A 14,881-nucleotide genomic window follows, 5' to 3' on the forward strand; every position below is an offset into this window, starting at 1 on the left:
TTCTAGAATCGAAAAAGTTCGAGAGCTTATGCGCCTAGCAGTAATAGTGCGCTTGCTGAAGCCACGCCGACTGACAACCATTTAGAGTAAACTGCGCGACCAACCAATGTACCGACAACCATTAGCGCTAAGGCACTGATGCTCATACCGGTTGCGAACTGAATCAGGTTGCTCGCGGCTTCAACGCCGTGTGCGTAACCATGGAAAAACAACATAGCAATCGAAGCGACTAATACGCTGTTCACACGCTTAGTCGATGGTGAGAACACGTGCCATAAGCATAAGCTGACAACGAATAGAGAAGCGATGATTGCAGGTTCAACAATTACAGAGAAACCTAAGGCTTGGCCTGCAATAAGTCCTACCACCAAAGACGCCAGCCCGCCGCCAATCAGAGCGGCTTTTGTCTTGGTGGAAAATGAAAGTGCGCCAATTAACAGACCGAAAGCGATCAGCATGATCAGGTGATCCATACCTGTCACTGGGTGAGTTAAGCCAGACATAAATGAGTGAGACTCATGAACCGAATGCGAACCGTGCCCCGGGTGAGCCAATGCCAATGTCGATGTTGTTAGAGAAGCCAGTGTGAAAGTGCATAAGCCTGCAGCTGTTTTAAAGTTCATCGCGAGTTCCTTGCGTTTATAATTATTAATATCGTGGTTGTATCTATTAATGGGTGAGTCTCAAATGACTCGATTAATGATGGTGATGATGTCCACCTGAGCGACCGCCATAAGCGCCACCTTCAGGTTCAAACGGTTGTTTCTCGGTGGTCACCTTCGCGCCTAAGCCTTCAACCATTTCATCTAAAACATGGTCGTGTTGGTAACGAACCCAACCAGCTTCCACTTGCAGCGGAACATGACGGTTGCCAAGGTGATACGCCACTCGCGTTAGCAAGTGTGGGTCTTCACAATAAACAGTCGAAACGGTTTCTGGTGCTGCTTTCACTTCTACGACTAAACCGCATTCACTTGAGAGTTGTTCGCCACCACGCAAGATATGACCTCGTGGTAGAAACAGCCCTGCATTGCGCCCGTCATCTAGCATCACCTTAAGGCGGCTTTTGATGCGGCTATCAATCGGCAGGCTTAAATAGCCGTCCGGTGCATTTTGTATTTGAGTATTCAGTTGAGTCAGTTCAATCATGCTATTACCTCAATCTCCTTGTGAGATTTATAACGTTCAAAATAAGAGCCTTCAGCTCACAGTTAAAACAAAAAGTATCTTTGAGCCATTGGCAGCTCTTCAGCAGGCTCACACGTGAGTAATTCACCATCGGCGCGCACTTGATACGTCTGAGAATCGACCTCAATTTTTGGCATCCAATCGTTCAGCTTCATGTCGGCTTTACTGATGTTCCGGCAGTTGCTCACAACACCAATCAAGCTCTGCAAACCCAATTGCTTATCGATGTTCTGCGCTTTGGCTTCCTTAGAAACAAACAACATTGATGTGTTTTGACATGCCTTGCCGTAGCTACCAAACATTGAACGGTAGTGAACTGGCTGAGGTGTTGGGATTGAAGCATTTGGGTCACCCATCGGCGCCATGGCGATCATGCCGCCTTTCAAAATCACGCTTGGTTTCACACCAAAGAAAGCGGGCTTCCACAACACTAAATCCGCCAGCTTTCCTGCTTCAATAGAGCCGATTTCATGAGACATACCATGAGTGATCGCTGGGTTGATGGTGTACTTAGCGACATAGCGTCTTAATCGGAAGTTATCGCTGTAGTCTGAATCTTCTTTTAGGCTGCCGCGCTGAACTTTCATCTTGTGTGCGGTTTGCCAAGTTCGAGTTATTACTTCACCCACTCGCCCCATCGCTTGAGAATCCGAGGCGATCATCGAAAACGCACCTAAGTCATGAAGAATATCTTCTGCGGCAATGGTTTCACGGCGGATACGTGATTCAGCAAACGCGACATCTTCAGCAATCGATGGTGAAAGGTGATGACAGACCATCAACATGTCTAAATGTTCATCGACCGTATTGACCGTGTAAGGTCGTGTTGGGTTAGTCGAAGAAGGCAGAACGTTTGGTTCGCCTGCCGCACGGATAATGTCGGGAGCATGACCACCGCCCGCACCTTCGGTGTGATAGGTATGAATCACGCGATCACCGATTGCGCCAAGTGTTGATTCAACAAAACCAGATTCATTCAAGGTATCGGTATGAATCGCGACTTGTACGTCCATCTCGTCAGCAACACTTAAACAAGTATCGATGGAAGCAGGTGTGGTTCCCCAGTCTTCGTGCAACTTCAAACCCACTGCGCCTGCAGCTACTTGTTCACGCAATGCTTCAGGCTGACTTGCATTGCCTTTGCCTAACAAACCAAAGTTCATCGGGAATTGATCGAGTGACTCTAGCATGCGGTGCATGTTCCAAGGCCCCGGCGTACATGTGGTTGCGTTGGTGCCGGTATTTGGCCCCGTGCCGCCGCCGATCATGGTTGTCACACCCGACGCCAGTGCTTCTTCAATCTGTTGTGGGCAAATAAAGTGGATGTGTGAATCAATGCCACCAGCAGTCAAGATTGAACCTTCACCTGCTAAAATCTCCGTGCCCGGGCCGATCACAATATCAACGCCCGGTTGAACATCTGGGTTGCCCGCTTTACCCAATGCCTGAACTCGACCATCTTTGATGGCGACATCGGCTTTTACGATGCCCCAGTAATCCAACACAATCGCATTAGTGATCACCAAATCTGGAGTTTCGGCACTTGGACGTTGGCTTTGCCCTTGTCCATCACGGATAACTTTGCCGCCGCCAAATTTCACTTCGTCGCCGTATACGGTGTAATCTTTTTCAACTTCTAGCCATAAATCAGTGTCAGCAAGACGCACTCGGTCACCGACTGTTGGCCCAAACATTTCGGCATAAGCCTGTCTGGATATCGTCGCCATGTTCAATCCTTTGTTATTTTCATTATTCCGTGGGAGCGCTTAGAGCTTGCCCATCACCTTTCCTTGGAAGCCATAGATCTCTAACTTACCGGCGTAACGCACTAACTCAACGCTGCGCGACTGACCCGGCTCAAAGCGGGTTGCAGTACCCGCAGGGATATTGAGTCGAAAGCCTTTAGTGGCTTCTCGGTCAAAGATCAGCGAAGGGTTTGCTTCATAGAAGTGGTAATGAGAGCCAATTTGGACAGGACGATCGCCAATGTTTTGCACCTTAACGGACGTTGTGTCGCGACCTTCATTGAGAATGATGTCACCGGGAGCGGTTTCGACTTTTCCGGGAACGAATCCTGAGTATTGTTTTGTGGAACCAGCCATATTACTTCTCCCTACACGATAGGTTCATGAACGGTCACCAGCTTGGTGCCATCAGGAAAAGTGGCTTCGACTTGTACATCAGGGATCATGGAAGGGATCCCCTCCATAACGTCATCGACAGTAAGAAGTGTGCGTCCAAAATCCATTAATTCTGAAACGGTTTTACCCTCGCGGGCACCTTCGAGAATGGCACTGCTGATCAGTGCGATAGATTCTGGGTAGTTGAGTTTTAAGCCTTTTTGTTTGCGCTGCTGTGCCAGCATTCCTGCGCAGAAGATAAGTAGCTTATCTTTTTCTCTTGGTGTTAATTCCATTTAGCCGCCCGCTGTTAGTGTTGTTTTCTTATTGCTCAAAAACGCATGAGCAGTAAGTGGGATTCAATCACAGCAAGCTTAAAAAATGTACCTAGGGTCGGAAGTCACCCTAGGTACAAAAAGGGCTAATCGCTAAGTCGCCCAAATCCTTGGTAAATCAGGAGTCGTACCACATAAATGAGAGCGAGTTGCTTGCCAAATCTGACCAAAGGCTTGGAGGATATCTTCACTCCAATTACCCAAGGCTCGCACCACAATCAATCCTTCTATCTGAGTCGCGCCCAATATTAATGTGGGTTCACTCGACGTTTTTGATGGAACTGATTGCTGTGAAGCTTGCTGTGTAATAGATAAGAGCAAGCTCTGTACCAACTCTAAATCTTGCTTCTCATTTGAGGTAATATAAAAGGTTCCCATCATTGAATAATCAAGTAACCCCATATTTATCATTAACTTATCGCCACCGTGAAAATTAAAACCTTCAGTCAGAAGCCTTTGATCATCAAGATAGATTTCTGTTTTCCCAACGAGGTGACCATGCTCGAATCCCTCATTCTGTGCAGGGCGTCCAAAACAGTGCATCTCCCAACCCCAAAATTGTGCACCCTTTTCTAGGCGAATTTCAGTGTCTAAACGAACGTGTGCATTCGGGAAAAAGATGTTCTCTTGCGGCATCCATTCCAAGCGAGCATCTTTCTTCACTCGTAAGGTCTGCTTCTGCTTGGCGTACTTGTTGTTTGAGCGATAAAACTTGGTCGCACCGGGTGTAGTGATCAACGCATGCGCACCGCTTTCGATGGTCGCTTCAATATTGAGAGTGTCACCACCTACCACTCCGCCGGGGGGATGGAGTAAGTAGGTGTGACACGTTTCCCCATCAGGATACAAGGGGCGTTGCACCGCAAGCGGACCAGACTGCTGACGATTCTTTAATACGGTTTTATCACCGCGGTCGACAAAAGTGAGGTTTAAACTCGCTTGCCAACCGTCTCGGATATCTTGCTCGATGGTCTCATTCAGAGACAACACTCCCGCTAAAGAAGGGTTTATTGCTTCACTCGAAGAATATAGAGAGCTCATACGGTTAGGTACTCCTTAATCAAAGACTCATTGAGCCCTTTCATTTCACCTTCTGCTACCTGACGACCACGGTCGAGAATGCAAAATCGGTCACCGACCTTTCTCGCAAATGGCAGCTTCTGCTCAACAAGCAGTACTGTGAGTCCCATCTTCTCGTTGAGCATACGAATGATGTCACCAATCTCTTGCACGATATTGGGCTGAATACCTTCTGTAGGTTCATCCAAGATCAATAGCTTTGGATTAACCACCAACGCACGCCCAATCGCGAGTTGCTGCTGTTGACCTCCAGATAAGTCACCACCGCGACGATGCAGCATCTCTTTTAACACTGGGAATATATCGAAGATGAACTCTGGGATCTTACGGTCGCCCTTTTCTCGAATCGGCAAGCCTACTTCTAGGTTTTCTTGAACCGTGAGCATCGGAAAGATCTGACGACCTTGCGGCACATAACCGATTCCCTGGCGAGCACGATCTTCAGCATCGGTTTTCAAAAGCGACTCGCCCGACAATGAGATGTCACCGCTTTCGACCTTAACCAACCCCATGATGCATTGCAGCAACGTGGTTTTACCGACGCCATTTCGCCCCATTAGCACTGTGCATTTTCCTTCTGGGATCTGCATATCCAAATCCCACAGCGTATGGCTCTCACCGTAATATTGATTAACTGATTTAACCTCTAGCATCCTATTCTCCGAGATAAACTTGTTTAACTTCAGGGTGAGCCTGCACTTGATCCATCGTGCCTTCAGCCAACACATGACCTTGATGAAGCACGGTGACATGGCTGGCAATTGAACGAACGAAATCCATATCGTGTTCAACCACTACCACTGAGTGCTTGCCTGCCAGTGAGTTAAGTAACTCAGAAGTACGGTCCATCTCTTGGTGAGTCATCCCTGCAACGGGTTCATCCACCAGCAATAGCCTAGGGTTTTGCATCAATAACATGCCTATCTCTAACCACTGCTTTTGTCCGTGAGACAGGTTACCTGCCAAATTCGCCGCTTCGTCTTTTAAATGAATCAACTCAAGCACAGAGGTCAGTTTGTCTTTCTGTTCACCAGACATCACAGCAGTGAAAGTTGCCCGCACTGAACGGTCACCGGCCATGGCTAATTCAAGGTTCTGCCACACAGTTAAACACTCAATCACGGTCGGTTTTTGGAATTTACGCCCAACGCCTGCATTGGCAATTTCAGCCTCATTCTTCTTCAATAAGTTGATGTTCGAACCCAACCACACCTCGCCAGTGTCCGGCTTAGTTTTACCTGTGATGATGTCCATCATGGTGGTTTTACCTGCGCCATTAGGACCGATAATGCAGCGTAGCTCTCCCTCTTTGATGTAGAGGTTGAGGTCGTTTATCGCTTGGAAACCATCAAAGCTTTTGTTGACGCCTTCGACATACAACAGCACGTTATGTCGAGTATCGATGGCAGGATGAATATCGGGTTTGAGGTAATCAAAGACTTCGTCTCGACGAGTGAACGCCTGAACCGATTCCTTTACGCTATTAAATGTGGTCATGCGATCACCTCCTTGGCCTTATGCTGATCATCCTTATCTTTATCTTGGTTTTTCCCATTTGATGCCTTGCGCAGCTGCCGCCACTTTTCACTAACAAAGCCAATCACACCTTGTGGGAAGTACATGGTTGAGAGTACGAATAGTCCACCCAGAGCAAATAACCATACCTCTGGGAACTCAACCGTAAACCAGCTCTTGGCGTAGTTGATGATCAATGCACCGACAATGGCACCAAACAGAGTGGCACGTCCGCCTAAGGCAACCCAAACCACAATCTCAATCGAGTTGAGCGGAGCAAATTCTCCCGGGTTAATGATGCCAACTTGAGGAACATATAAAGCCCCAGCAATACCAGCGATAACCGCAGAAAGAACAAAGACCCACAGCTTGATGCCATCGACGTCGTAGCCCATAAAGCGAGTGCGTGATTCCGTATCACGAATCGCTAATGCCACACGACCTAGTCGACTGGTCACCACCATACGACAAGCGATGTAGCTGAGGATGACCGAGATACCAGTCGCGACAAACAGGCCTATCTTGACCGCATCACTCTGCAAGCTCAGGCCAATGATGTCTTTGAAATCTGTCAGTCCGTTGTTGCCACCAAAGCCCATTTCGTTGCGGAAAAATGCCAGCATCAATGCGTAAGTTAACGCCTGAGTCATGATAGAAAGATACACCCCGGACACACGAGAGCGGAAAGCTAAATAACCGAACAAGTAAGCCAATGCGCCCGGCACTAGCACCACCATCAGGCAAGCAAACCAGAACTGATCAAAGCCCTGCCAGAACCACGGCAACGCAGACCAATCAAGGAACACCATGAAATCTGGTAAGACTGGATCACCATAAACCCCACGGTCACCAATCTGACGCATCAAGTACATGCCCATCGCATAACCACCAAGCGCAAAGAAAGCACCGTGGCCAAGGCTCAAGATTCCGAGATAGCCCCACACCAGATCGAGCGCCAACGCCAACATTGCGTAGCTCAGATATTTGCCCATCAGCGAGATAGTAAAAGTCTCTACATGGAGCGGGTGCCCACTTGGTAACATGGTGTTAGCCAGTGGGATAAGAATAACGGCCGCTAGAATGGCAAGGATGGTCAGTTGGCCACCTTTGTCACCACGCATTGCCGAAAGTACAAATGATTTTGACTGCATGATGTTGTCCTTAACCTTCAGCCGCACGACCACGTTGCGGGAAGAGTCCGCGTGGGCGTTTTTGAATAAATAGAATGATGAAAACCAGTACCAGAATCTTGGCGAGAACCGCACCAGCCCATGGTTCTAAAATCTTATTGAACAGACCAAGGCTTAAGCCTGCGACTAGCGTGCCCCACAAGTTGCCAACCCCACCGAACACCACCACCATGAACGAATCGATGATGTACGCCTGTCCCATATTAGGGCCAACGTTGGTCAGTTGAGACAGTGCCACGCCTGCAACACCCGCAACGCCAGAGCCTAAACCGAAGGTCATCGCATCAACTCGCTCTGAACGAATACCCATCGCACGAGCCATGCCACGGTTTTGAGAAACCGCACGAACCTGCAAGCCTAGTGGTGTCTTTTTCAGAACCATCAATAAGCCCATAAACACCAAACCACAGAAGAGAATGATGTAAAGTCGGTTGTAAGTCAGAGACAACATTGGGTTCAATTGAAGTGCGCCAGACATCCATTCAGGCGTGCTCACTGAGCGATTCAAAGGAGAGAAAATAGAACGAACGGCTTGCTGCAAGATCAAGCTAATACCAAAGGTGGCGAGTAAGGTTTCCAATGGGCGACCATAAAGATGACGAATCACACTTCGCTCAATCGCAATGCCCACTAAGCCAGAAACAATGAATGCCGCTGGAATGGAAAGTATCAGCGCTAGGCCAATATGATTCGGCATCAACAACTGCAATACGTAGGTGGTATAAGCGCCAATCATGATCAGCTCGCCATGAGCCATGTTGATAACGCCCATCACACCAAAGGTAATCGCTAAGCCAATGCCTGCCAGTACCAATACCGAGCCTAAGCTCAAACCGAAGAATACTGTTTCTACACCCGAATAGAGTGCTTGGCTTTGTTGATAGCTATCCATCGCACGTTCTGCTGCAGCGGTAATGCTTGGATCTTGCTCAGTGTTTAACAGTTGATTCAGTGTTTGCAGAACGACCGAGTGTTTGAAGTCGCCAACTCGTTCAATTGAAGCCACACGATCTTCAATGGTGGCACTGTTATTAAGAGAAGTGGCAATCGCTAACGACAAATCCATTAGCTCAGCTACTTTGCCATCTGATTCATTGGCTCTGAGTTCAGTTAGTCGTTCGATAATGTCAGTGTCTTTGGTTCCTAACAAATCCAAAACCGCCTTATAACGCACATCAGGGTTGCCGCTGTTCAGTCCAATCGAGGCTATTTCACCGCTTAATATCCCGCGAAGTTTGTTATTCACACGAACCTTTTTAAACTGTCTCGCATTCTCGATATTAAGCGTTGAATCACCCCATACTGACTGAGCTGACGTCGCTGTTTTGATGCTTTGAATGAGGTAGAGCTGTTTGTACTGCTCGCTCTGTTTCTCATTGAAGTAGTAAAGGTTTCCGTTTAACCAGCCATCTAAAATAGGTTTCGACACATCTTCCGTTTGCGTTTCAATCACCCAATCGATAGCTAATTCTTTATCCGATGTTTTCTTACCAACTAGCGCCTTGGTAAAGCTAGCTTCATCCGTTATTCCAGCAAAAGCCAACTGAGCACTGACTGCCATGAGCAACAGCGCTTTAAATACGTTTAATACGTTTTTCATCCCTGCTTCCTTAACCAACCAAGTTAGATATTGTTATTTTTACTTGGAGGATGTGTGGATAGTGGTTGTTACCTGAAACGATGAGCCTTCCGTTCGCTTCGCCCGTTAAACAGACGCGTTCTTCCCAAACCGGAAGGCTCAATATTCCTGAATTGACGATCTAGTTACCGCCAGAACACTTCTTCGTTTCGACGTTAAACGCACCACATGAGAATGGCTTCGACCAGCTAGAGAACAGTTTTGCCGATTCAGGTAAGTAACTCGACCAAGCATCACCCGCCACTAGTCCAGTGGTTTCCCAAACGATATCGAATTGACCATCGTCTTGGATTTCACCGATCAGGACTGGTTTAGTAATGTGGTGGTTTGGCAGCATGGTAGAGTAGCCGCCAGAAAGGTTAGGTACAGACACGCCAATCAAGGCATCTTGCACAGATTCAGGATCGGTTGTGCCCGCATTAGTAACCGCTTGAGCCCACATATTGAAGCCAACATAGTGCGCTTCCATTGGGTCATTGGTGACACGCTTTTCACTCTTGATGAACGACTGCCACGTTTCAACGAACTCTTCATTAGCTTCAGTATCAACACTCATGAAGTAGTTCCATGCCGCTAGATGACCAACCAATGGTTCTGTGTCCATGCCTGACAGTTCTTCTTCACCAACAGAGAATGCAATAACTGGGATGTCTTCAGATGAAATGCCTTGAGCGCCTAGCTCTTTATAGAAAGGTACGTTCGCATCGCCGTTTACAGTAGAAACCACAGCGGTTTTCTTGCCTGCTTCGCCGAACTTTTTGATGTCTGAAACGATAGATTGCCAATCAGAGTGACCAAATGGCGTGTAGTTGATCATGATGTCTTCTTCTGCGACACCTTTATCTTTTAAGTAGGCTTCTAAGATCTTATTGGTAGTACGTGGGTAAACGTAATCGGTACCTGCAAGTACCCAACGCTCAACTTCAAGCTCTTCCATCAAGTAATCCACTGCTGGGATCGCTTGTTGGTTTGGCGCGGCACCGGTGTAGAAAACGTTTTTAGAAGACTCTTCACCTTCATACTGTACTGGGTAGAAAAGGATGCTGTTGAGTTCTTCAAAGACAGGTAGCATGGATTTACGTGATACCGACGTCCAACCACCGAACACCACATCCACTTTCTCTTTTTCGATAAGCTCACGCGCTTTCTCAGCAAATAGCGGCCAGTTTGACGCAGGGTCAACCACGACAGGCTCTAGCTTTTTACCAAGCAAACCGCCCTTTTTGTTCTGCTCTTCGATGAGCATTAGCACGGTATCTTTTAGCGTTGTCTCACTGATCGCCATGGTGCCAGAGAGTGAGTGTAGAACACCGACCTTGATGGTCTCATCAGCAGCAAACACCGTTGCAGAAGAAAATGAAAGTGTTGTGCACAGTGCAGCTAGCGATAAATTGAACACCTTGTTCATGATATTACTCCATAATTGTATTTTTGTTATTCAATTACAGAGTTACAAGAAGAGTGCCAAACTTACAAACCAACGAAATTATTTATAAGTAATTGTATTAATAGAGTTTAAAAGAAACTCACACCAATAGAGTGCATAGCAATCACGTAACTATGTTTCATACTGGTGCAGTGACGGTGGGAATGAACCAAGATGACACATTCCTGTTCTTCAGATACAAAAAAGACCCAACACTTTAGTATTGAGTCTCTGGTATAACATCACCGATGGTCGTTCAAACCATGTAGTTTAAGGCTATTCCGCAGGTTGAAATTCGAATTTTACTCTCGACTTTGATTTCAACTCGTTGCAATCACCGTTGCAAAAATAGCTCGCCGCACCACAAGCTTGAAGCTTCTCAAGTTGGCTGCTGCACTCAGGGCAAAACCCAACTTTAGTAAAGTGAGCCTGACAACTTTCACAGTGATACTTGCCATCCCAAGCTAGCTCAGACTGGCACTTAGGGCAGATATTTTCACTCATTAGCACTTCCTAATTTACGACTATTTTTACAATCTACTACTGCTGAGACTTGGCTTGCTTGATTTGATACATGTTCTTATCAGCTTGTGCGATCAACTGGTCTAATCCTTGAGGATCTTTGTCACAAGATAGCCCGACACTCACTGAGAACTGCACATCATTGATATAAAGCGCTTGTTGCAGTGCTTTCTCTAAGCTGTGGTAGAAGCTAACAACGCTTTCTTGATCATCAAAACATGAGAACACCACAAACTCATCGCCACCATAACGGCCTATCTTGGCACATGCTGTGGTTGCCTCATCAAGAACTTCGGCAACCGCCAACAGCACATCATCACCAAAACTATGGCCATAGGTATCATTTATCGATTTGAACTTATCGACATCAACAAACAAACACGCCATCACCTTTTCAGAAAAGCATCGCTTGGCCAACACTTTCTCCGCTTCATTAAACAATGCGCGACGATTCAAGCAATGGGTTAAAGAATCTCGATTAGCGAAAAAGTTTAGCTGGTTCTCCAGCTCAAACTTCTCTAGTGCTACCGAATACAGGGAAGCCAGTAGCTCTAAGATCTCGAGCTCAAATTCATGTGGTTCAGAGATGTACTGGCTATAAATAGCGAAGGTACCCAACACATTACCGCGCGACGAGATAATGGGGACCGACCAACAGGCATGTAAATTCGCTTGATTGGTTAAGACCAGAAAAGGTGCCCAGTTTGGGTGTGCATTTATGTTGGAGACCATCACTGCTTTCTTAAGCGCAGCTGCCTCGCCACAAGAGCCTATCCCCGCACCAATACCTATCCCTTCAATCTGTTGATTGTAAAAATCAGGCAGGTTTGGGGCATACTCAAGGTGTAACGTTTTAGACTCTGAGTTGAGCAGTAAAATTGAAGCCATGCGCTGCCCAAAAAGCTGCTCGGTAAGCTGAATAATCTTGTGATTTAAATCTTTGCGATCCATCCCAAGCGCAAGCTTCCGCAGCAAACTATTGACGGCTCGATGGCCTTCTAATAAAAATTGTTGTTCCATTCACTAAGGCTTTCAATTGTGTAATCGGGTACAGCCTGTTCTTATGCAAGCTTGTTGTTGATTAATAATAACACACTAAATTAGTACGACACACAATCGAAGATCATAGGTTGATCTTTCGCTTTATCTATTTTGATCAGCGATCTACCCCAAAAAGAATATTTATATCACCACACACCGAAAGCATAAGTTACATGTGCTGCATTTCAATTTTAAATAGTCATTTATATTAAAAGTGACATACAAAAACAAAATAAACAGCACAAGTCATTTCGATCTGTAGTCTAAATCATCGAATTACATGCGTCAGCATTTCAATATGCTGGTCATCTAACTGGGTTAACTTAACGGATAATGCCTTAAGCTCTGAGGTGTTCTCAATGTGAGTACCACCACACGGAATAGACACTAAAGTGTCGGCATCCAACTGCCATTCCCAATAGCGAGAGTCTGTTAATGTCTCGCCTTCCAGTCGCATCGCAACTGGTGTCGGCTCTGCAAGCCAGCCCGCAATCATCTGGTTGATGTCAGCTTCAATGCCATCTAGGTTTGCTAGCATGTCTGCAACGTTCAAACCGCGCTTCTTCAGGGTTTTGCCTAAACGATACTTATCGGTACACAGCTCTGGAGTCACAAAGCTCGTCACCTGTGCATAGCTATTGAAATCGTAGCTGCCAAGCGGATCTTTTCTGTCCGCATCTTTACGCCAGTAGCTTTCAGCCAATGCTTTATTCAGGGCTAGAAAAGCGATGTGGCCAGCACTGTGACCACGGCTCAAACTGGCTTGATACTCTTTATCAACCGACAACACCACTTCGTCGCTAACCTTAATCATAGAAGCAGATGCGGGTAGCTGGTGGACAACCACAAACGCCCACCCTTCTGTATCACGCTTAACAGGGATATCTGCTGCGATATGAAGCTTGCCAGTAGATTGTTCTATTGTACCAACAAGACAGTCTTCAACGGGATATTGCACGTCACCGACATTCACAAAGCCTTGGTCTGCAGGGTGATCTGGCCAAATATGACTCACAGGGTGGAAAGGTGTTACTTCGGTGATCAGGTAAGTTTTGCTGTCGTCACTTTCAACATGCAGCGCCTTTGCGTTGAGCTGCCAAGCCTGATGACAAAATTGAGTGATGGTTGGTGTGATTGCTGACGCAGGTGTAATCAAATCGCTAGTAGTCATATCATTCTTCTTTTGGAATCTAGTCTGATTCGTTAAGCCATGATGATAAAAACTATTGCTATGGCTTAACGTGAATTTTGCTTAAAAAAATACCCGAGACAGGCTCGGGTATCAAATCTATTGGAAAGGTTTACTTACGACCTTTAACCATGCTCATCATACGCTTACGTTTACGTTCTTGAGAAATTGTCAGCTTGTTTGTCTTAGCTTCAAATGGGTTCTCGCTGTTCTGGAATTGAATGCGAATAGGTGTACCCATAATTTCTAGTGAACGACGGTAGTAGTTCATCAAGAATCGTTTGTATGAATCTGGCAAGTTACGAACTTGGTTACCGTGGATAACGATAATCGGTGGGTTGTAGCCACCAGCGTGCGCGTATTTCAGTTTCACACGACGGCCACGAACCATAGGCGGTTGGTGATCATCAGTCGCCATCTTCATGATACGAGTTAGAACAGAAGTACCAACACGAGTCGTCGCTGACTTGTAAGCTTCTTGTACAGACTCAAACAAGTGGCCAACACCTGTACCGTGAAGTGCAGAGATAAAGTGAATACGTGCGAAGTCAACGAAACCTAAGCGACGGTCTAGCTCTTTCTTAACGCGTTCTTTAACGTCGTTATCTAGGCCATCCCACTTGTTTACGGCAATAACAATTGAACGACCAGCGTTCAACGCAAAGCCTAGCAAGCTTAGATCTTGATCAGAGATGTTTTCGCGAGCATCGATAAGCAGCAATACAACGTTAGCATCTTCAATCGCTTTCAGTGTTTTAACCACTGAGAACTTCTCTACCGTTTCGTTGATGTTTTTACGACGACGAACACCCGCAGTATCGATTAGAACGTATTCACGCTCATCACGCTGCATTGGGATGTAGATAGAGTCACGAGTCGTACCTGGCATATCGTAAACAACCACACGCTCTTCACCAAGAATACGGTTAGTTAGCGTTGATTTACCTACGTTAGGACGGCCAATGATCGCTAGCTTGATCGGTTGATCTTGAAGACGCTTGAATTCTGCTTCAGCTTCTTCTTCTGTAAATTCAACCTGCTCTTCTTCTTCGTCTTCAAACTCAGTTAAATCGCTTACTTCGCCATTCTCAGCTTTTAACGCTTCTGCGAATGGGTTAAGAGCAAGGTCAATAAGTGCAGTAACACCACGACCATGCGCCGCAGCGATTTGGTACATGTCTTCTACACCTAGTTGCCAGAAGTCAGCACTTGCAGCATCAGGGTCGATACCATCAACCTTGTTTACTACTAGCATTGAAGGCTTTTCTAGTTGACGTAGGTGCTTAGCAATCGCCACGTCTGAAGGTGTTAGACCCGCACGGCCATCTACCATAAATAGAACGACATCAGCTTCATCAATCGCCGCTAGCGACTGCTCAGCCATTTTAGTTTCAACACCTTCTTCAGTACCGTCGATACCGCCAGTGTCAATAACAATAAAGTCATGCTCGCTAAAATGAGCATGACCGTATTTACGGTCACGCGTTAAGCCAGGGAAATCCGCAACCAATGCATCACGAGTTCGAGTCAATCGGTTAAATAACGTAGATTTACCTACGTTCGGACGCCCTACTAGAGCAACAACAGGTACCATAACAACCTCTACAATTTCTTCTCTAAATGTAGTTATAGGTAA

The 14,881-nt window shown here is 46.4% G+C and carries 15 protein-coding genes; all 15 read right to left on the reverse strand.

Going from position 1 to position 14,881, the window contains the following annotated elements:
- Positions 1-26 precede the first annotated feature (26 nt).
- The 15 genes from OCV19_RS13050 to der all read right to left on the reverse strand — a co-directional run bounded on the left by OCV19_RS13050 (position 27) and on the right by der (position 14,839).
- Positions 27-623 (reverse strand): HupE/UreJ family protein, encoded by a 597-nt coding sequence (locus OCV19_RS13050; protein WP_065677879.1) that lies wholly within the window; start codon positions 621-623, stop codon positions 27-29.
- 73 nt (positions 624-696) lie between these two features.
- Complete coding sequence (ureE, locus tag OCV19_RS13055; RefSeq protein WP_048614367.1) at positions 697-1,149, reverse strand: urease accessory protein UreE; 453 nt, start codon at positions 1,147-1,149, stop codon at positions 697-699.
- A 62-nt stretch (positions 1,150-1,211) separates the two neighbouring features.
- On the reverse strand, positions 1,212-2,915 hold the full coding sequence (gene ureC / locus OCV19_RS13060; protein ID WP_061039913.1) for an urease subunit alpha: 1,704 nt from the start codon (positions 2,913-2,915) through the stop codon (positions 1,212-1,214).
- A 39-nt stretch (positions 2,916-2,954) separates the two neighbouring features.
- Positions 2,955-3,290 carry an urease subunit beta gene (locus tag OCV19_RS13065; protein WP_065677880.1) on the reverse strand — a complete coding sequence of 112 codons (336 nt, stop codon included), beginning with the start codon at positions 3,288-3,290 and terminating at the stop codon, positions 2,955-2,957.
- A gap of 11 nt (positions 3,291-3,301) precedes the next feature.
- Entirely contained in the window at positions 3,302-3,604 is a 303-nt protein-coding gene (ureA, locus tag OCV19_RS13070) for an urease subunit gamma (RefSeq protein ID WP_004735119.1), read from the reverse strand.
- Between the two features lie 132 nt (positions 3,605-3,736).
- Positions 3,737-4,684 carry an urease accessory protein UreD gene (locus OCV19_RS13075; RefSeq protein ID WP_065677881.1) on the reverse strand — a complete coding sequence of 316 codons (948 nt, stop codon included), beginning with the start codon at positions 4,682-4,684 and terminating at the stop codon, positions 3,737-3,739.
- A complete protein-coding gene (urtE, locus tag OCV19_RS13080; protein WP_017090946.1) occupies positions 4,681-5,376 on the reverse strand; it encodes an urea ABC transporter ATP-binding subunit UrtE in 696 nt (231 codons plus the stop codon). Before urtE ends, OCV19_RS13075 begins: the two co-directional genes overlap by 4 nt.
- Position 5,377: 1 nt before the next feature.
- The gene (gene urtD / locus OCV19_RS13085) at positions 5,378-6,220 is read right to left on the reverse strand and encodes an urea ABC transporter ATP-binding protein UrtD (protein ID WP_065677882.1); all 843 of its coding nucleotides are present in this window, start codon (positions 6,218-6,220) and stop codon (positions 5,378-5,380) included.
- The gene (urtC, locus tag OCV19_RS13090; RefSeq protein WP_065677883.1) at positions 6,217-7,389 is read right to left on the reverse strand and encodes an urea ABC transporter permease subunit UrtC; all 1,173 of its coding nucleotides are present in this window, start codon (positions 7,387-7,389) and stop codon (positions 6,217-6,219) included. The genes urtD and urtC overlap by 4 nt, the downstream gene beginning before the upstream one ends.
- Before the next feature lie 10 nt (positions 7,390-7,399).
- Positions 7,400-9,028 carry an urea ABC transporter permease subunit UrtB gene (urtB, locus tag OCV19_RS13095; RefSeq protein WP_065677884.1) on the reverse strand — a complete coding sequence of 543 codons (1,629 nt, stop codon included), beginning with the start codon at positions 9,026-9,028 and terminating at the stop codon, positions 7,400-7,402.
- Positions 9,029-9,188: 160 nt separating this feature from the next.
- Entirely contained in the window at positions 9,189-10,475 is a 1,287-nt protein-coding gene (gene urtA / locus OCV19_RS13100) for an urea ABC transporter substrate-binding protein (protein WP_004735113.1), read from the reverse strand.
- Between the two features lie 294 nt (positions 10,476-10,769).
- Positions 10,770-10,997, reverse strand: a complete 228-nt coding sequence (locus tag OCV19_RS13105) for a zinc ribbon domain-containing protein (protein WP_017056199.1) — start codon at positions 10,995-10,997, stop codon at positions 10,770-10,772.
- Between the two features lie 36 nt (positions 10,998-11,033).
- Positions 11,034-12,035 (reverse strand): sensor domain-containing diguanylate cyclase, encoded by a 1,002-nt coding sequence (locus tag OCV19_RS13110; protein WP_065677885.1) that lies wholly within the window; start codon positions 12,033-12,035, stop codon positions 11,034-11,036.
- 289 nt (positions 12,036-12,324) lie between these two features.
- Complete coding sequence (locus OCV19_RS13115) at positions 12,325-13,227, reverse strand: metal-dependent hydrolase (protein ID WP_065677886.1); 903 nt, start codon at positions 13,225-13,227, stop codon at positions 12,325-12,327.
- Between the two features lie 130 nt (positions 13,228-13,357).
- Positions 13,358-14,839: a ribosome biogenesis GTPase Der gene (der, locus tag OCV19_RS13120; RefSeq protein ID WP_017062511.1), complete on the reverse strand. Its 1,482-nt coding sequence runs from the start codon at positions 14,837-14,839 to the stop codon at positions 13,358-13,360.
- Positions 14,840-14,881 lie beyond the last annotated feature (42 nt).

Source organism: Vibrio celticus (assembly GCF_024347335.1).
Lineage (GTDB): Bacteria > Pseudomonadota > Gammaproteobacteria > Enterobacterales > Vibrionaceae > Vibrio > Vibrio celticus.

Coding starts and splice junctions, on each gene's coding strand:
- OCV19_RS13075 (WP_065677881.1), bottom strand. CDS start 4,684: ATGAGCTCTCTATATTCTTCGAGTGAAGCAATAAACCCTTCTTTAGCG.
- der (WP_017062511.1), bottom strand. CDS start 14,839: ATGGTACCTGTTGTTGCTCTAGTAGGGCGTCCGAACGTAGGTAAATCT.
- OCV19_RS13065 (WP_065677880.1), bottom strand. CDS start 3,290: ATGGCTGGTTCCACAAAACAATACTCAGGATTCGTTCCCGGAAAAGTC.
- OCV19_RS13110 (WP_065677885.1), bottom strand. CDS start 12,035: ATGGAACAACAATTTTTATTAGAAGGCCATCGAGCCGTCAATAGTTTG.
- ureA (WP_004735119.1), bottom strand. CDS start 3,604: ATGGAATTAACACCAAGAGAAAAAGATAAGCTACTTATCTTCTGCGCA.
- OCV19_RS13115 (WP_065677886.1), bottom strand. CDS start 13,227: ATGACTACTAGCGATTTGATTACACCTGCGTCAGCAATCACACCAACC.
- ureC (WP_061039913.1), bottom strand. CDS start 2,915: ATGGCGACGATATCCAGACAGGCTTATGCCGAAATGTTTGGGCCAACA.
- OCV19_RS13105 (WP_017056199.1), bottom strand. CDS start 10,997: ATGAGTGAAAATATCTGCCCTAAGTGCCAGTCTGAGCTAGCTTGGGAT.
- urtE (WP_017090946.1), bottom strand. CDS start 5,376: ATGCTAGAGGTTAAATCAGTTAATCAATATTACGGTGAGAGCCATACG.
- urtB (WP_065677884.1), bottom strand. CDS start 9,028: ATGAAAAACGTATTAAACGTATTTAAAGCGCTGTTGCTCATGGCAGTC.
- OCV19_RS13050 (WP_065677879.1), bottom strand. CDS start 623: ATGAACTTTAAAACAGCTGCAGGCTTATGCACTTTCACACTGGCTTCT.
- urtC (WP_065677883.1), bottom strand. CDS start 7,389: ATGCAGTCAAAATCATTTGTACTTTCGGCAATGCGTGGTGACAAAGGT.
- ureE (WP_048614367.1), bottom strand. CDS start 1,149: ATGATTGAACTGACTCAACTGAATACTCAAATACAAAATGCACCGGAC.
- urtD (WP_065677882.1), bottom strand. CDS start 6,220: ATGACCACATTTAATAGCGTAAAGGAATCGGTTCAGGCGTTCACTCGT.
- urtA (WP_004735113.1), bottom strand. CDS start 10,475: ATGAACAAGGTGTTCAATTTATCGCTAGCTGCACTGTGCACAACACTT.